General features: G+C 73.3%; 18 protein-coding genes. 10 read left to right on the forward strand and 8 right to left on the reverse strand.

Annotation, left to right across the window (positions count from 1 at the left end; translation table 11 throughout):
* Positions 1 to 5: 5 nt before the first annotated feature.
* Entirely contained in the window at positions 6 to 1031 is a 1026-nt protein-coding gene (locus O7598_RS26845; protein ID WP_269694014.1) for a TauD/TfdA family dioxygenase, read from the forward strand.
* Here the strand turns inward: O7598_RS26845 and O7598_RS26850 are convergent.
* Positions 1001 to 1717, reverse strand: a complete 717-nt coding sequence (locus tag O7598_RS26850; RefSeq protein ID WP_269694015.1) for a LuxR C-terminal-related transcriptional regulator — start codon at positions 1715 to 1717, stop codon at positions 1001 to 1003. The genes O7598_RS26845 and O7598_RS26850 overlap by 31 nt on opposite strands.
* A gap of 328 nt (positions 1718 to 2045) precedes the next feature.
* On the opposite strand from O7598_RS26850, the gene O7598_RS26855 reads away from it, so the two are divergent.
* On the forward strand, positions 2046 to 2924 hold the full coding sequence (locus O7598_RS26855; protein WP_269694016.1) for a ScbA/BarX family gamma-butyrolactone biosynthesis protein: 879 nt from the start codon (positions 2046 to 2048) through the stop codon (positions 2922 to 2924).
* On the opposite strand, the gene O7598_RS26860 is transcribed toward O7598_RS26855, so the two are convergent.
* Entirely contained in the window at positions 2905 to 3558 is a 654-nt protein-coding gene (locus O7598_RS26860; RefSeq protein WP_269694017.1) for a ScbR family autoregulator-binding transcription factor, read from the reverse strand. The genes O7598_RS26855 and O7598_RS26860 overlap by 20 nt on opposite strands.
* A gap of 77 nt (positions 3559 to 3635) precedes the next feature.
* Here O7598_RS26860 and O7598_RS26865 point away from each other — a divergent pair, with 77 nt between their 5' ends.
* A complete protein-coding gene (locus O7598_RS26865; protein WP_269694018.1) occupies positions 3636 to 4550 on the forward strand; it encodes an NAD-dependent epimerase/dehydratase family protein in 915 nt (304 codons plus the stop codon).
* Here O7598_RS26865 and O7598_RS26870 read toward each other — a convergent pair.
* On the reverse strand, positions 4544 to 5971 hold the full coding sequence (locus O7598_RS26870; protein ID WP_269694019.1) for a lasso peptide biosynthesis B2 protein: 1428 nt from the start codon (positions 5969 to 5971) through the stop codon (positions 4544 to 4546). The two genes, O7598_RS26865 and O7598_RS26870, sit on opposite strands and share 7 nt — an antisense overlap.
* A gap of 265 nt (positions 5972 to 6236) precedes the next feature.
* Between O7598_RS26870 and O7598_RS26875 the strand changes: the two genes are divergently transcribed.
* Genes O7598_RS26875 through O7598_RS26895 form a run of 5 tightly spaced genes read left to right on the forward strand, consistent with a single transcriptional unit; the run spans position 6237 to position 9325 of the window.
* Positions 6237 to 6392 carry a lasso RiPP family leader peptide-containing protein gene (locus O7598_RS26875; RefSeq protein WP_269694020.1) on the forward strand — a complete coding sequence of 52 codons (156 nt, stop codon included), beginning with the start codon at positions 6237 to 6239 and terminating at the stop codon, positions 6390 to 6392.
* A gap of 33 nt (positions 6393 to 6425) precedes the next feature.
* A complete protein-coding gene (locus tag O7598_RS26880; RefSeq protein WP_269694021.1) occupies positions 6426 to 7040 on the forward strand; it encodes an ABC transporter ATP-binding protein in 615 nt (204 codons plus the stop codon).
* Positions 7037 to 7894 (forward strand): ABC transporter permease, encoded by an 858-nt coding sequence (locus tag O7598_RS26885; protein WP_269694022.1) that lies wholly within the window; start codon positions 7037 to 7039, stop codon positions 7892 to 7894. The genes O7598_RS26880 and O7598_RS26885 overlap by 4 nt, the downstream gene beginning before the upstream one ends.
* 7 nt (positions 7895 to 7901) lie before the next feature.
* Positions 7902 to 9050: an asparagine synthase-related protein gene (locus O7598_RS26890; RefSeq protein ID WP_269694023.1), complete on the forward strand. Its 1149-nt coding sequence runs from the start codon at positions 7902 to 7904 to the stop codon at positions 9048 to 9050.
* Complete coding sequence (locus O7598_RS26895; RefSeq protein WP_269694024.1) at positions 9047 to 9325, forward strand: PqqD family protein; 279 nt, start codon at positions 9047 to 9049, stop codon at positions 9323 to 9325. The genes O7598_RS26890 and O7598_RS26895 overlap by 4 nt, the downstream gene beginning before the upstream one ends.
* Before the next feature lie 77 nt (positions 9326 to 9402).
* Here the strand turns inward: O7598_RS26895 and O7598_RS26900 are convergent, their stop codons facing one another.
* Positions 9403 to 10260 carry a hypothetical protein gene (locus O7598_RS26900; protein ID WP_269694025.1) on the reverse strand — a complete coding sequence of 286 codons (858 nt, stop codon included), beginning with the start codon at positions 10258 to 10260 and terminating at the stop codon, positions 9403 to 9405.
* A 107-nt stretch (positions 10261 to 10367) separates the two neighbouring features.
* Between O7598_RS26900 and O7598_RS26905 the strand changes: the two genes are divergently transcribed.
* Positions 10368 to 11138, forward strand: coding sequence for a L,D-transpeptidase family protein (locus O7598_RS26905; RefSeq protein ID WP_269694026.1), 771 nt, complete (start codon positions 10368 to 10370; stop codon positions 11136 to 11138).
* 57 nt (positions 11139 to 11195) lie between these two features.
* Here O7598_RS26905 and O7598_RS26910 read toward each other — a convergent pair whose 3' ends face one another.
* A complete protein-coding gene (locus O7598_RS26910) occupies positions 11196 to 12590 on the reverse strand; it encodes a glycoside hydrolase family 6 protein (RefSeq protein ID WP_269694027.1) in 1395 nt (464 codons plus the stop codon).
* Positions 12591 to 12704: 114 nt separating this feature from the next.
* Between O7598_RS26910 and O7598_RS26915 the strand changes: the two genes are divergently transcribed.
* A complete protein-coding gene (locus O7598_RS26915; protein WP_269694028.1) occupies positions 12705 to 14288 on the forward strand; it encodes a DUF4139 domain-containing protein in 1584 nt (527 codons plus the stop codon).
* Between the two features lie 73 nt (positions 14289 to 14361).
* On the opposite strand, the gene O7598_RS26920 is transcribed toward O7598_RS26915, so the two are convergent.
* The 3 genes from O7598_RS26920 to O7598_RS26930 form a co-directional block, all read right to left on the reverse strand.
* Positions 14362 to 14631, reverse strand: coding sequence for a GlsB/YeaQ/YmgE family stress response membrane protein (locus O7598_RS26920; RefSeq protein WP_091062484.1), 270 nt, complete (start codon positions 14629 to 14631; stop codon positions 14362 to 14364).
* Between the two features lie 117 nt (positions 14632 to 14748).
* Positions 14749 to 16161 (reverse strand): DUF6297 family protein, encoded by a 1413-nt coding sequence (locus tag O7598_RS26925; protein ID WP_269694029.1) that lies wholly within the window; start codon positions 16159 to 16161, stop codon positions 14749 to 14751.
* The gene (locus O7598_RS26930; RefSeq protein WP_269694030.1) at positions 16158 to 16775 is read right to left on the reverse strand and encodes an ABC transporter ATP-binding protein; all 618 of its coding nucleotides are present in this window, start codon (positions 16773 to 16775) and stop codon (positions 16158 to 16160) included. Before O7598_RS26930 ends, O7598_RS26925 begins: the two co-directional genes overlap by 4 nt.
* Positions 16776 to 16814 lie beyond the last annotated feature (39 nt).

The raw sequence follows: 16814 nt of genomic DNA on the forward strand, positions 1-16814 counted from the left end.
TGCACGTGACCCACGCGTCGTTGGCCGACCAGGCCGTAGATGACCGATCCGACAGTGCGTCGGGATACACGCTGTCCCCGCGCGAGGTCGACCAGGTGGCGCTGGTGGTGGAGCGGTTGCGGTCGAGAGTGTCCGAGGTCGATCGGCCCGAGACGGTGACCGCCGCCCAACTGCTCCACGGTCACCTGCCGGAAGGGCTGCTCCGTGCCCTGGAGCACTTCCGCCGCTACGGCAACCCGGACGGCGGCCTGACCATCCGGAACCTGCCGCTGCCGGCCGACCTTCCACCGACTCCCCAGGCCGTCAACTCGGTGGCGGTGGAGTGCACCACGTCGGCCGCCCTGCTCCTGCTGTTGATGTCCCGGATGGGCGATCCCATCTCGTACGCCGAGGAGAAGCACGGCGCGCTGATCCACGACATCTGCCCCGTCCCCGGGGAGGAGGATCAGCAGCAGAACACCGGGGCGGTCTACTTCAAGCTGCACACCGAGAACGCCTTCCACGTCAGCCGACCGGACTTCCTCGGCCTGCTGTGCCTACGCCCCGACCACGACCAGCGGGCGGCCTCCATCACCAGCTCGATCAGCCGGGCGGTGCGGCTGCTCGACCCGGTCGACGACGCGGTGCTGCGGCAGCCGAGATTCCGCACCCGGCTCGCGCCGTCGTTCTGCCGCGGTCAGGTGAGCCGGCCCTATCTCGACCCCGCGCCGGTGTTGGCCGGCAGCCCGGCCCACCCGTTGCTCACCGTCGACTTCGACGACACCGCGCCGTGTGACCCGCAGGCCGAGGCGGCGTTGGACGCCCTGCACACCGCGCTGCAGGCCGTCCGCCGCGAAGCGGTGCTGCTCAGCGGCGACCTGGTCATCATCGACAACTCCACCACGGTCCACGGTCGGAGCGAGTTCACCCCCCGCTACGACGGTGCGGACCGTTGGCTCCAGCGGATGTTCGTGGTGCGGTCGCTGCGTAACGCCCTGGACCTGCTCGACCCGGCGGGTGGTTACCGGTGCAGGGCCCTCGCGGTGCCGTGATCCGCGTCCGGCGCCTCGGCCGGCGGTTGCGTACGCTGCGGCGAGTAGAAGCGTGAGCGGTATGCCACCGCGACCGCCTCGCCGCGGCTACGGACCCCCAGCTTGCGCAACAGCCGGGACACGTAGGCGCGCACGGTGGCGGTGGTGACGGACATGGCCGTGGCGATCTCCTCGGTGGACTCGCCGTTGGCGAGCCGCTGGAGGGTCTCGCGTTCCCTCGGCAGCAGGGCACGGATCACGTCCGACCGGCTGGGCCCGTCGTAGTTGTTGTCGAAGCAGCCGGCCAGGTATCCGATCATCTGCCGGGCGAGCGGCGCCGAGACGAAGGCGTTGCCCGCCTCGGCGGCTCCCAGCGCCTGCGGCAGGTCGTTGGCGAGCCGGTCGCGCAGCACGTAGCCACTGGCCCCACCACTCATGCCCTGCCAGACCGTCGAGCCGCTGCCGTTGACCGCGACCACCACCAGCGCCGCTTCGGTGCGGTCGATCAGCTCACCGACCGTGCGTCGATCGTCGGTGAGCAGGGTGCTGGACAGCACCAGAACGTCCGGTCGGCGCTGCCGGACCGAGTCGGTGGCCTGCCCCAGACTCTCCCCTTCGCCGATCACGTCGTGGTCCGTGAGGTTGTCCACCACCTTGCGGATCAGCCTGCGTCCCATGGCGTCGGAGTCCGCAATGATCACCTGCATCGATAGCCTCGCTCAGTCGTGCTCCCCCGTGGGAGACATCGGACGGGTCATGCGTGGACGATGCTTGAAATAAAAAACCGACCGCCCGGTTTTGTCAACTGTGTGACCTCAATTGATCACCGTCCGTCACGACGGCCCACCCGCGTACCGACCGGTGCCGTCGACGGGATTCGTCGAACGGGGCCACCGTCGACTGGTAAGAAGACCGTCCGGTCGGTATTATTCTTCGAGGTTCGTGGATGGACGACGGGGGAAAACGATGAGTCGCCAGGTCGACGCCCTACGCCTCGCCACACCGGAAATCACACCATCTCCCACCATCCCGCCGGTGTCCTACGAGTCCACCGTTCCGCGACGTCTCGTCCATCGCGCGGCGGTCTCGGAGGTGTTGCTGACGAGTTGGCACCGCACCGGGGACGACTCATTTGTCTGTGGCGCGCAATGGCCTGCGGGGCACCGTTTGTACGCCCCCGCCGGGAATTCATTTGACACGCTCGTCATCATCGAGACCGTGCGTCAGGCCGGAATTCTGGTCAGCCACGAGGGCTACGGGATTCCCCGGCACAATCCCTTCATCATGCAGCGGCTGCGGTGGCGGCGCGAGGCCGCGCTCCTCCGCGGCTCCGACAGCCCGTTCAACAGCGCCGTCACGGTGCGGATCGCCGACGCGCGCGTCCGACCGGGTGGCACGGCCGCCATCCGCTTCGAGTTCGAGGTGCACCGGGGCCGGCGGTGCCTGGCCACCGCCACCGGCTGGGCCCGGTGCGTCACCCCGGCCACCTACCAGCGGCTTCGATGGGGCGACCGGACGCCGGGGTCGATGCGGCCCCGCCCTCTGGAGGCGGCCGAGCCCGCCGCCGTCGGCCGGGCCGATCCGCGTGACGTGGTGGTCGCCCCGCCGGACGGTGGCCACGGCGCGGAACTGCGGGTGCCGGCCGACCACCCGGTCTTCTTCGACCACCCGCTCGACCACGTGCCCGGCATGATGATCTACGAGGCGATGCGGCAGGCCGCCTCACTGGCGGCGAAAAGACCGCTGTCCATGGTGGGCGGCACCGCCGACTTCACCTATTTCATCGACATCGACCAGCCCTGCCACGTGACCACGACGTTCAAAACCGGAGGTGAGGCGCTGGAAGCCGCCGTCCAGTTCACCCAGAATGGACGCGTGGCGGCAGACGGTTCCGTCACACTGGCTGAGCGCTGAACTGCGAGCGGGTTTCCGCCGCAACGTCGAGGAAATGCCCCAGTCTTGGGGCGGAAACCAACGCGGGCAGCAGCAGTTTCCACATCTGGGTGACCGCGTCGTTCAATTTGGGCCGCTCGTCGAGCACGTGGGCCAACAATTGGAGACCGGTGAATGAACCCACGATGTAGTGCGCGACGGCGGCCACATCCGTCTCCGCCCTGATGTCCGACTCCTCGACGCCCCGATCCAACAGGTCCCTGGTCATGGCGATCCAGTCGAGATAGGGAGTAGTCCCGCCGTGTTCGAACGAACCCCGCTCCAGCGTCAGCCGAATGCCACCGCGGATCACCGGATCACTGATCATCTGGGCGGCCAGGGCATGGGACAGCCTGATCATCGACGTCAGGGCGGGGTTCTCCGGCGCGGCAGCCGACTCGGCGATCCTCATCCAGGTGACGTGTTGGAGCTCCACCACCGCCTGCGCCAACTCCGACTTGGACCCGAAGTGGAAGTACAACGCGCCCTTGGTGACCCCGGCTGTGCTGATGATGTCCCCGAGGCTCGCCGTGTCGTAGCCGAACCGGTCGAACACGTCCGCAGCAGCCGACAGGATCGCCGTTCGCGTCTGCTCAGCTCGTGCCTGCTTCGCCATGGGCGAGATTTTAGGCATTCACCTGGTGGGACGGCCACGGCCGAAGGGTTACCGACCGCCGGGCCGACGGGGGCGAGATGCGTCATCGGGTCCTTCTGACCGGGTCGACCGGGTTCGTCGGTTCGGCCGTCCTGGCGGTACTGCTCCGACGCGCGGCGGTCGACGTCCGCGTCCTGCTGCGTCCCGGGCGCGCCGTGTCACCTCGCGCGGCGGTGACCGTCGTCCGGGGGGACCTCGCCGAACCCGCCACGCTCGCCGGCGCCTGCGCGGAGGTCGACGTCGTCATCCATGCCGCGTCGTACGTGGGGCCGGACGCACGTCGCTGCGCCGTGGTCAACGACCTGGGCACGGCGGCCCTGGCCCGGGCCGCGACCGAAGCCGGGGTACGCCGTCTGGTCTACGTCAGCACCGCGTCGGTCTACGGTCCCGGGCCGCACCGCGGCGCGACCGAAGGTGCGCTGCCGACGGCGCCCGCCTCACCGACGAGTGCCAGCCGCCTCGCCGCCGAGGGTTGGGTCGGCTCCGCCGGTGGGCTGGTACTCCGCCCGCATCTCGTCTACGGGGCCGGCGACCGCTGGGTTCTGCCCGGGCTCGCGGCCCTGCTCGCGGGACCCGGCCTGATCGAGAACGGTGACGCGCTCATGTCCATGATCGGCGTACCCGATCTCGCCCGTGTCACGGTGGCGCTGGCGCTCGACCGGATCGGCGCGCCGACGGCCCCGGTCTACCACGCGAACCACCCGCGGCCGATCCGCCTGGGCGACGCCCTCGCCGCGCTCGCCGGACGGTTGGAGGTCGCCCTGCCGCGCGGCACCCTGTCCCGCGCCGCCGCCCGGACGCTCCTTCCGCACCTGCCCGACCGCCTGATCGAGCTGGCCGCCGTGGACCACTGGTACGACTCGACCGCGGTGTGGCGGGACGCCGGCATCCCGCCCGGCCCTCCGGTGGAGCGGGACCTGGCCGACGGGGCAGGCGGCGACCCCCGTCAGTGAGCTGCCCGGCCGCCGCCGGCCAACCAGCCCGGCGGTGTCGGCCGGCGGGTGAGTTCCATCATGGACTGCTGCTCGGCGTCGGTCTCGCCGTCGAGCCAGGCGTGTGCGCGGAACCCTTCGCTGGGCGTGGTCACGCCGATCACCAGCGTCCGCGCGATCCGCTGGCTCGCATACCAGCGTTGCAGGACCAGGCTGCGCTCGATGCAGTTCGCCCCGGTCCGGCGCAGCGCACCGAGCACGACGTGCCGGTGTCCGCCGGCGACCGCCGGCGGCGGGGGCAGCCGGACGGCGTCCAAGCGGCGGCGGGGAAGCTGCCGGCGGAGCAGGCGCACGGCGCGGGCCGTCCACAGTGCGGTGCGCAGTGCCGGCAGGCCGTCCCGCCGGACCAGCCGGACCAGCGCGCCCGGCAGGGGCGACCGGCGTCCGGCGGCGGGCGGCGGGATGTCGACGAGCGGTGGGATGTCGACGAGCGGTGGGGCGCCCGCCTGCGGGCGCCGGTCGGACGCGGCCTCCTCGGCGATCCGGCGGGCCGCCCGGCGCAGTTCGGGCACCGCCCGCGGCACTCGGCCGACGTGTCGGCCGAATCGGAGGACCCGGGCCAGCAGCAGGCCGTGCCACCCACGCCGGGCCAGCGGGACGGTGTATCTCATCTCCACCGCCGTCGGGTACAGCCGGCGCGCCAGATATCCCAGTCGGGCCCGGACGGTGGGCAGCTCGGCGAGGCGCGCGAGGCCCAGTGCGACGGACGACCCCCGGCGGGCCCGGAGCCACAGTGCCGAACTGGCCGGCCGATCCAGGGCCAACGCCGTCGCCCGCTCGGCGCCGGCCGGCTCGGCACGCAGCCCGACCGCGAAGAGCGGCGCCGCGTCGATCCGTTCCGCCAGGTCCGCGGCCGCCCGCCAGACCGGGTCCGGGAACACCGCCAGCGCCCGTGCCAGGTCCGCCCGCGGTCCGGCGGAGCTTCCGGGTACGGCGGCGTGCAGCGCGACCAGCAGGGCGGTGGCCGTGGCGCCGGGCACGAGGACCGTCCCGCCGGCGAGCGCGAACGGCTCGGCCGAGGCGTGCAGCTCGACCCAGAGAGCCTCCCGATCGCCCACGCCGTGGAAGCCGCGGTGCAGGTCGACGGTGAGCGCGACGGGCCCCGGCAGGCGCCAGGGCCGTTCGTATGCGGCCGGGTCGTCCGGAAGCGGACTGTGCCAGCCGAGGCCGGCCAGCACCCGCTGCGCCGGGTGGAACGCCCCGGGGGCGACCAGCAGGTCGATGTCGCTGTAGACACGCCGTCCCAGCAGGCCGAGCCGGTGGGCCAGCCCCGACCCCTTGAGCAGGAGGGCCGGGATGCCCTGGTCGGCCAGCGCGGCGCAGACCGCCACGGCGGTGGCGTCGAGCGCTAGGCAGCGGGCCGATCGGGAGATCGTGGTCACGGCGAAGCCCCAGCCGGCCGCGCGTCGTCGGCGCACCCTCCCGGTGCGAGTTCCCCGTTCACGCCCTGCCAACGACCGGTCCCGGCACGGGATGCGGGTGATGTTCGGTGCCGGTGCAGCGGCACCCGGAAGGGGGAAGGCCGAGGATCCCCGATGGAGTGAAAGGAGCGTGCGGCCTTCGTCCGCTTTTGTGGATTTTGAAGGTAAGTGTCCGCTTGGTCGTTACGGTCACCACACAACCCTTGAGCACACACGGAGGCACGTCATGCAGCACGTCGCACACGATCAGCCGGCGTCGACCGACGACGTCTACCAGCCGCCCACCGTGCAGCGGCTCGGCACCCTCGCGGAGCTGACGCTCGGCGCCGGTGACGAGGAGTCGGACGGCAACGACACCGGGAGTGACATCGACCAGCCCTGACCTCGTCCCCCGTGACCCGATGGAAGGCTCCCCATGCTCGAACTGCGACAGGCCGGCCGACGGTTCGGCCGGCGCTGGGTCTTCGCCGGGTTCGACCTGTCCCTGCCGGCCGGGCACCGGGCGCTCCTGACCGGGCCCAACGGGGCCGGCAAGACCACCGTGCTCCGCTGCCTGGCCGGCACGCTCGCGCTGAGCGCCGGGCGCGCCACCGTCGCCGGCCATCCGGTCGGCACGACGGCCGCCCGGCGTCTCACCGGGGTCTGCCTCGCGCCTGAGCAGGGGCTCTACGAAGAGCTGTCGGCCCGGGAGAACGTGGCCCTGGTGGCCCGGATCCGCCTCGGTCGACGCGCGGCCGCCGCGGCGGTGTCCCGGGTCGAGGAGGAACTCGACATCGGCGACTACGCCACCGTGCCGGTCAGCCGCTGCTCGGCCGGGATGCGGTCCCGGGTGAGCATCGCCCGCGCGCTGGTCGGCGACCCCGCCCTGCTCGTCCTCGACGAGCCGGACCGGTCGCTCGACGCCCGCTCGCGCGCCCGGTTGTGGGAGGCCCTCGACCGACGCGCGGGCCTGACCTGCGTGGTCGTCTCGCACCACACCGACCGGCGCGACCGGGGCTACCGGGAGATCACGCTCGGGGCGGGCGGATGACAGACGTCGTCCGCACCCGACCCGCGCCGCCGCGCCGGGAACCGGTCGCCGGCGGCGCGTCCGTGGGCGGCGCCCTGTTCGCCCTCGCCACGAGGGACCTCGGCGACCGGCGGGCACTCCGCTGGCCGCTGCTGCTGGATCTCGCGTTCGGCGTGGTGAACCTGCTCGTCTACCTGTTCATCTCGCGGGTCGTCGCACCGACCCGAGGGCACCCGGCGCTCGCGTCCGGCAGCTATTTCGACTTCGTCGCCATGGGCATCGTCTTCATGCTCGTCATCCAGGCCGGCGCCTCGCACGTGACCAAGCGGGTCGCCCGCGAGCAGCGCAGCGGCACCCTGGAAATGCTGGTCGCCCAACCGCTGCCGAGGTCGACGCTGGCCGTCGGATTGGCCGTCCACCCGCTCCTCTTCGCCATGGCTCGCGCGCTCGTCTACCTCAGCCTGCTCACCGCCTTCTTCCACCTCGACGTCGGACGCGCCGACTGGTGGGGCGTCGCCGTCGTGCTGACGTTGAGCTGCGCCGCCGTGATGGGGGTCGGCATCATGCTGGCCGCGCTCGGTGTCGCGGTCGGCCGCGGCGAGATCATCGCGAGTCTGGTGACGGTCGGGCTGGCGTTCATGTCCGGCACCTACTTCCCGGTCAGCGCGCTCCCGGGCCCGCTGCCCGACCTCACCGCCGTGCTGCCGACCCGCATCGCGCTGGACGGGCTGCGCGCGGCCGTCGCCGGCGAGTCGTGGGCCGGCTCGGCGGGGGCGCTGCTGCTGAGCGCCGCGCTGCTGCTTCCGCTGTCCTGCTGGGCCTTCGGCCAGGCGCTACGAATCGGTGCCCGCCGGGGCATCCTGACCCGCGAGTGAGGCATCCATGCTGCGTCCCACACCCCGCGACATCGCGGCCGGCCTGGTGATCGGCCAACTGCCCCCCGTGCCCCCGAGTCCCGCCCGACGCCCGGTTCCCGACCCGCTCACCGCGCTGGAGGCGGCGGTCCTGCCCGCGCTCCGCCGGTCGCCGTGCGTGCTCAGCTTCTCCGGCGGGCTGGACTCGTCGCTGGTGCTGGCCGTGGCCGTCCGGGTGGCGCGACGCGAAGGGCTACCCGACCCGATCCCGGTCACCTGGCGGTTCACCGATGCTCCCCGCGCCGAGGAGTCGCCCTGGCAGGAACGGGTGATCCGAGCGATGGGCGTATCCGACTGGCAGATCCTGCGGGCCGACGACGACCTGGACCTGGTGGGCCCGGTGGCGCGCCGGCTGCTGCACCACCACGGCCTGCTCGCCCCGGCCAACCAGCACCTGCACCTGCCCGTCGTCGAGTTGGCAGCCGGTGGGTCGATGCTCACCGGCGTCGGCGGCGACCAGATCCTGGCCGGCTGGCGCCGACCGCTGGTGACGCGGCTACGTGGACGGTTGGGGCGGCTGCGCCACCGGGCCCTGGGGCGGTACACCCCACAGCCGCAACTCGCCTGGCTGAGGCCGCAGGCCGCCGCGCAGATCCGGCGGGCCACCCGGGAGTGGCACCGGGCCGAGCCGCACCGGCTCCACGACCGGATGGAGTTCCACATGCGCAGCCGGTCCCGGCTGCTCAACCTCTCGTCGCTCGCCGCGATCGGCGCCGACCACGACGTCCTACCCGTTCACCCCCTCTTCGACGAGGGGTTCCAGGCCGCGCTTGCCGCGCGCCACGGGCACCGGCGCGACCCCACCCGCCAGAGCCTGCTGGCCGCGATCAGCGGCGACGCGCTGCCCCCCGAGATCACCGCACCGCGCCGCAAGGCCTCCTTCAACGACGTCTTCCTGCGTACGCCCACCCGGGAGTTCGTCCGTGGGTGGGACGGCACCGGCGTCGACGCGAACCTGGTCGACCCGGACCGGCTGCGCGCGGTCTGGTCCGGCGAGCGGATCCCGTGGCGCACCGCACTGCTCGTGCAGCATCTCTGGCTGCGCGCCAACCCGCCCGGGCCGGCGTCCGTGGTGCCGCCGGCCCGGACCACCGACGACCGGGAGGTCACGACATGACTCAGCAGGACACCGCCTACCGGGTCGACGGCACCCGGGTCACCTGGCGGGAGACGGGCGAGGAGGCGGTGCTGCTCGACCTCCAGGAGTCCGTCTACTTCGGACTGGACCGTGCCGGGGCGCTGCTCTGGCGTCGACTGGTCGGCGGGGCCACCACCGAGGATCTGGTCGACACCCTGGTCGGCGACGGTGCGGTGGACCGGGCGCGGGCCCGCGCCGACGTGGCCGCCTTCCTCGCCGACCTGGGCCGGTATGGCCTGACCCGGGCGGCCTGACCCCGTCGTATCCGGGATCGGTCGTTCCGGCCCGGCCGCCGGGACCGCCGGGGCCGGGACCGCCGGGCCGGGACCGCTCAGACCGGGACCTCGGCCCGGGCCGCGCCGAGGTGCTCGTCGAGCAGTCTCCAGGTCCGGTCCAGCGCGGACCAGTCCTTCGGCCGGCCGAGGTCCCACGCGGGCAGGGTGGCGATCCCGAGCACCGCCGTCGGGTCCGAGGGCAGCCAGGACCAGGACCGCGCGGCGGCGAGCCGGGTCAGCAGTTCCCGGCCGGGCACCGGTCGCATCGTCACGTCGTCGGACCAACGCAGGAAGAGCCAGCCACCGAGCCTGGTCCGGGCCGGCGCCGGCGGCAGGGCGACCCGCAACCGGGATCCGAAGCGCACCGTGCGGCGGACCGGATCCAGCCCCGGCACCGGTTGCCGCAGGTCGACGCAGCGCGGGCCGACGTGCACCTGCCCGTCGTCGACGACCAGGATGTCGTCGCTGAGCACCGGCACACCCCGTGCCGACAGTGCCGCGAGCAGGCTGGACTTCCCCGCGGTACGGGGGCCGATGACCGCCCAGGCGAGCCCGGCGTGCACGAACGCGCCGCTGTGGAACGTGTCCCGGCCGGCCCAGCGGTTGAAGACCGTCGCCACCGGGGCGAGGTAGGGGTGGGCGAGCACGTCGGGCGGGACCGGCTCGCCGTGATAGGTGGCGGTGCCCCGGGTGCGGTCGGCGACGAAGGTGCGGCCGCTGGGCATCAGCAGGACGCCGTACCGGTCGCTCATCGGCACCGGATCGGGCACCGGGCCGGGGGGTGCCTGCCGGACGTGCACCGGTATCTGGCCGGGCAGCGTGGCGTCGTACTCGGGCAGTTCGTCGACGTCGTCGAGGCCGTGCACGTGCAGGCCGTAGACCGACCGCCCTTCCGTTCCTGCCGCCCGTTCCATACCGGGCTCAACGAATCATCCTCCGGCGGGGTGCGACGTGGCAGCGGGGCGTGGCCGGTCGGCTCACGGGGCACCGGGGCCGCGCACCCGGTGGGAGGATCGGGCCCATGAAGCGGAGATCCCTGATCATCGGCGCGGCGGCCGGCGTCGTCACCCCCCTCGTCGCCGGCGCGGCGCCGGCCGCGGCGGCATCCGCCGGCGTCGGCACCGGCCCGACCCGCCCGCGATCAGGGGTCTCGCCGGCGGGCAACAAGGCGAGCCGACTCACCACCCTGCCGGCGGCCACCCGGCAGGTCGTGGTCGTGACGGCGGCCAGTTGGAAGACCAGCTACGCCACGTTGGAGACGTTCGCCAAGGTGGACGGGCGGTGGACCCCGGTCTCCGCGGCGCTGTCCGCCCGCATCGGGTCGAAGTTCTTCAGCGACCACCACGTCGAGGGTGTCGCCACCACGCCGACCGGTGTCTACGCGTTCGGTCCGACGCTCTACGGCATCGCCGCGAACCCGGGCGTCAGATACCCCTACCACCGGGTCGTGACGAACGACTGGTGGAACGAGAACCCGAAGTCGTCCGCCTACAACACGTTCCAGCACCGGGCGACCAGTCCCGGCGGCTACAGCGAGGCGCTGTGGAAGGAGAAGCCCGCCTACACGCACTTCGCTGTGATCACCTACAACATGGCGCCGAACGTGTCGAAGCCGGTGCCGAACGCGGGCAGCGGGATCTTCCTGCACGAGTTCAGCAGGACGCCGTCCGGTCCCACCGCCGGCTGCGTCAGCCTGTCCCACGCCGACCTGGTGCGCGTGCTCCGGTGGCTCGACCCGGCGGCCCAGCCGCGCATCGTGATGTGCCCGCTGGACAGTCTCGGCCGCTACTGACCGGCAGGCCCGGCGCGGAGGTCGGTCCTCCGCGCCGGGCCTGTGGTGTCGGGCGGGTCAGCCGGCGGTGCAGCCGGCGGTCGCTCCAGGGCCGGTGCCGGTGCCCTGGAAGCCGAAGTTGGTCGACTGTCCGGCGCCGACCTGGCCGTTGTAGCCCACGTTGGTGAACCGGACGGTCCCGCTGGTGCCGCTGGCCTGGGCGCTCCAGACGCCGGTGACCGCGGCGCCGCCGGGCAGCGTGAGCGTAACGGTCCAGCCGTTGAGGGCGGTCGAGCCGGCGGTGACCGTCACGCTCGCGGTGAAGCCACCGGACCACTGGTTGAGCACCACCGACGCGGAGCAGCCGTTACCGGTCGGCGGCGGCGTGGTGGTCGGCGGAGCCGTCGTCGGCGGAGTGGTCGTCGGCGGGGTGGTCGTCGGCGGCGCGCTGGTCGGCGGCGCGGTCGTCGGCGGCGTGGTGGTGGGCGGGTTGGGCGCGCCGTTGGCCAGGCTGAAGGCCAGGTCCGGCTGGAACGATCCGGCGGTGTAGCGGCAGCCGTCCGCCTCCCCCGGGGGCTTCACCCAGAGGTACGCGTCGATGTTGGCGTCGCCGGTGTTCGTCGTCGGGTACGCCCCGATGCGCCGGTCGGTGTTGTCGTCGGCGCACCAGTCGCCGCTCGCGCCGCCGTTACGGCTGGTGTCGATGACCTGGCGCTTGCCGGAGATGCCCATGCCGTTGAGCGCGGAGATCACCGCCCGGCCGAAGTTCGCCTCGCTCGAGGTGGGGTTGAAGTTCGACACGTTGGTGAAGAAGCCGTCGGCGTACTGCACGCCGGCGTTCCGGAGCCGGTTGGCCGTCTCGTTGGCGCTGTTCCAGGTGGAGTGGCCGCCGTCGAGGTAGACCTTGGCGTTCGGGTTGCCCGACTTGATGGTGCGGGTGGCCGTCGAGATCGCCTGGTTGCGCGCGTTGAGCTCGGCGCTGCTCAGGCACGTCTGCAGGGCGAGCGAGTCGGTCTCCAGGATGATCAGGACCGTCTGGTTGCCGAGCCCGCGGGCGAAGTTGGACACCCAGGTCTGGTACTGGTTCAGGTCCGGCGCCCCACCGGCGCTGGCCCCGCCGCAGTCCCGGTTGGTGATCTCGTAGACCGACAGCACCGGGATCTGCTGCGCCGCGTTGGCGGCGCCGACGAAGCTGGAGACCTCGGACTGGATGGTCGACGGGTTGAAGTTGGCGTACCAGCGGGCCTGCGGCTGGCTCGCGATCTTGTCGCGGATGACGGCGGCCCGCGAGTCGCCGGGGTTGGCGGCGACCCAGCGGACGACCGCCGAACTCGGGTCGCGGTAGAGCGATCCGGACACCGTGCCGGCGGACGCGCCGCCGACGGTGAGGCAGATGCCGGCGGCGGTGAGACCGGCGACGGCCGCCGCGCTGACGACCGCCGATCTGCGGCGCCGGAGGGAGAGGATAGCCACGATGTGTTTCCTCCTGATCACATAGATGTATCTAAGTTCATGGGAGCGTTCCCATGGACGGTAGCGGAGCCGGGCACCGCTGCCAAGATGCGCGGCTGAACTACCCTCACCGCCGTGAAAACTGCGGAGATCGAGGCCCCCGTCGTCGGCGTCACCGTCTACCCGGACCGCGCGCGGATCACCCGCCGCGGCGGCGTCAGGCTCGCCGCCGGTGACCATCGGGTACGCGTCGCGCCGCTCCCCGCCGGCCTGCGGCGGGACTCGATCCGCGTCGGCGGCCGGGGCGCCGCCACCGTGCTCGGTGTGGACGTGACCACCCGGCGCGGGGCCCGCAGCACCGACGCGCAGGTGGTCGGCCTGGAGCAGCGACGTCGCGAGCTGGCCGACGAGCTGGCCGAGACCGAGGACGCGGACGGCATCGAGGAGCAGCGCGGCGAATTCCTCGCCCGGCTGGCCGAGCGCGCCGGCGGCACGTACGCCCGCTCGCTGGCCACCGGCGACGCGGCGCCGGCCGACGTGGCCGCCTTCGCCGACTCGGTCGCCGCCCAGCTCGCCGACTCCCGGGGCCGGCGGCGCGGGCTGGCCCGGCGGCGCACCGAACTGGCGGAGGAACTGGCCGCGGTCGAGCGGGATCTCGACGCCGCGCACGGCAAGCGGGAGCCGGACCACCTGGCCGCCGAGGTGACCGTCGCGGTGGACGCCGACGACGCCGAGGTGGAGCTGGAACTGACCTACCTGGTGGACGGCGCCCGCTGGCAGCCCTCCTACGACCTGCGGCTGATCGACGACACCGTGACCGTGACCTGGTTCGGGCAGGTCAGCCAGTGCACCGGCGAGGACTGGCCGGAGTGCGAGCTGCGGCTCTCCACCGCCCGCCCGGCGGCGACGACAGGCGTACCCGAACTGTCGCCCTGGTATCTCGACCGGTTCCGGCCGGCGACCCCGCGCGCGGCGACGGCGGACATGCCGCTCGGGATGCCGGTGCCGCCGGCACCCGGCGCGGCGCCGGCCGGCGGCGGTGGTCTCGCCCGGTCCGCGGCCCCCCGGGTGCGGGAGAGCGTCGCCGAGGTGGAGCAGGGGGTCGGCGCGGCCACCTACCGGCCGGCTCGGGCGGTGGCGGTGCCGGCCGACGGAAGCGCGCACCGGGCCACGATCGCGGTGCTGGAGCTGCCGGCCCGACTGGACCACGTGACCGCGCCGGTCCGTGCCGCCGAGGCCCACCTGCGGGCCACCGTCCGCAACACGGCGGAGCACACGCTGCTCGCCGGTCCGGCGGCGGTGTTCCACGGCACGGACTTCGTCACGTCGACCCGGCTGCCGGTCTGGGCCCCGGGCGAGGAGATCGAACTGGCGCTCGGGGTGGACGACCGGCTGCGGGTGGAACGCAAGCTGCACCGGCGCACCGAGACGAAGGCGGCGCTCGGCTCGACCCGGCGGCGGGAGGTGGAGTATCGGATCACCGTCGCCAACCACACGCCGCGACCGGCGGCGGTGGAGGTACGCGACCAGGTGCCGGTGTCCCGCGACGAGGCGGTGGTGGTGCGGGAGACGGCGTTGACGCCGCCGCCGGCGGAGCGTACCGAGCTGGGGGAGGTGACCTGGCGGCTGTCGCTCGCGCCGGGCGAGAGCGGCGAGATCACGCTGGGCTTCCGGGTGGAGCTGGCCAGGGGCGTCGAGGTGGCCGGCTGGCGGGAGTAGCGCGCGTTTGCGCGTTAGGAGGGGCCCCTTATTAGCGCATTCTGCATAACAAGGGGCCCCTCCTAATCAAGCGTCAGTGGCGACGGCGCCCGTACGCACCGGCGGCGATGTAGACACCGGCAGCGGCGAAGAGCACCTGGAGCAGCAGCTCGATCCAGTCGATGCCGGCGGTGTCGTCGACGCCGAACAGGCCGGCGACGAGCGTGCCCAGGATCGCGGCGACCACACCGATGACCAGCGTGAGCCAGATCGGGATGTTCTGCTTGCCCGGCACCACGAGGCGGCCGAGGGCCCCGATGACGAGACCGATGATGATCGCGGTGAGGAAACCGGTAACTTCCACGAGAGCCGTCCTGTTCTTCCGAATGACCTGTCGACACGTTCGGTGCCCCGATCGGGCCGCGACCCAAACGTGAGGCGCGTTTCTTCACAGAACTGTCATGGCCCGGTGAGCAGCGGATCAGCCCCAGAACAGCTGGACGAGGATCAGCGCGCCGATCACGTCCGGCCCCCGGACCACCTGTCGAATGAGATCGACAGGGATCATTCCGGCCGGGGTGTTGACGGTGGCGCCGCCGTATCCCATGGTCGGCCGGGTGCCGGCCCGGTAGGCGGCGGCCACGGTGCCGAGCGCCAGCACCCCGTCGACGACGCCGACGGTGGGCCGTACCACGGGCAGCGTCGCCGCGTACCAGACCAGCACGGACACCGCCGGCACCACGAGGTGCGCCAGGTAGAGCTGGACGTCGCCACCGCCGAGCGAGCGGCGCAGCCCGGCAGACCGGCCGACGGCACGCAGACCCCCGGTCAGCCGGCCCACCGCCAGGAAGCCGAGGACCACCTGGGCCGCGCCGGCCGACGACGGCAGCGCCACCGCGACCGCGTACGCGGTGAGCAGCAGCGCCGCCCAGACCACGAGCGCGCTCCGGTGGCGTACCGTCCGCCACAGCTCGGCCTGCACCAGCACCACGGACCGGCCGAGCGGCCGGAACCGGCGGCTCGACACCACGCCCCGGGAACGCCAGCGGCGGCTCTCCGCCAGCCCGGTCAGGAACGAGGGGTCGAGCAGCAGCGCCGCGCCGGCAGCGGCGTCGGCCACCTCGGCCCCGGCGGCCAGGGACGCCCGGTCCACCGACGGCAGCGCCCGGTACGCCGCGGCGACCGCCACCACGGCCGCCGGCACCGCCGCGAGCCCGAGCGTCCAGGCGAGCGGGACGGCTGGCAGCGGCACCGGCTGCCCGCTCAGATGCGCCACGACCACCGCCAGCGCCACCACGGCACCGGCGCCGAGCAGGCAGCGGTCCAGGATCCGGGCCGGTCCCGCGCGATCCGGGCCGCCCTGGACGACGACGGCCGACGCCACGGCCACCGTCGCGCAGCCGGCACCGGCCACCGTCGCGCCGGCCAGGTCGGGCGCGGCTCCGGCGCCGGTAGCCACCGCCGCGGCCAGGCCGAGCAGCCCGCCGCCGGTGGTCGCGGCGACGACCAGCACGACGAACCGGGGCAGCAGCCAGCCTCGCCGGTCCACCGGCGAGCTGACCACCCAGGACTGCGCGGCCGGCGCCACCACCAGCGGGCCGACCACCCGCAGAGCCCGCCAGGCCAGGCCGGCGACGGCCAGGGCGGCGGCGATCCCGAACCAGTACCGGTCCGCCGGGTCGCCCTGCCGGCCCGACGGTGAGCCGAGGTAGTCGCGTACCTCGCTGATCAGGGCCCACCCGTACATGCCGGTGAAGAGCAGGAGCACGTAGGCGTCACCGAGCACGTCACCGAGCGAGGCGGTCCGGTGGCGACGCCGGGTGCGCCGCAGCCGGCCGCGCAGCCGCCGGGCGTCCGGCCGGCCGGTCGGTCGGACGTCGAGTTCCGTCGTCACGCAGCGACGCCGATCTCGATCCGGTCGTCGGCGACCGCCGCCGCCAGCTCGGCGTCGTGCGTCGCCATCAGCACGGCCGTGCCGTCGGCCTTCTCGCGCAGCAGCCGGTCGGCCAGCCACTCCCGCCCCCGGGCGTCGAGGCGCTGCTCCGGTTCGTCCAGCACCAGCAGGCGGCGCGGACGGACGAAACACGAGGCCAGCGCCAGCCGACGCCGCTGCCCGCTGGACAGCGTCGCGGGCAGCTGGTCGCGGGCGCGTTCCAGGCCCAGCTCGGCGATCACCTCGGCCACCGTCGCGCCGACGCCGCCGTGGGCGTACGCGACCAGTTCGAGGTGCTCGGCGACGGACAGGTCCGGAAAGAAGTCGATGTCGTCGAGCGCCGCGGCCAGCAGCGCGCGCATCTCGGGGTCGGTCTCGTAGCAGCGGCGCCCGCGCACCAGCACCTCGCCGTCGTCGGGGCGGTCCGCGCCGACCACGCACCGCAGCAGCGTGGTCTTCCCGCTGCCGTTCGGCCCGACGACGACGGCGAGTCGCCCTTCGGGGAGGCCGAAGGACACGTCCTCCAGGACGGCCAGCTTCCCGAACCTCCGGGTCAGACCCCGCACCGTGAGCATCTCCACAACCGCACACTGTGGCACAGCGGCGCAGCCGCC

Source organism: Micromonospora sp. WMMC241 (assembly GCF_027460165.1).
Classification (GTDB): Bacteria; Actinomycetota; Actinomycetes; order Mycobacteriales; family Micromonosporaceae; genus Micromonospora; species Micromonospora humi.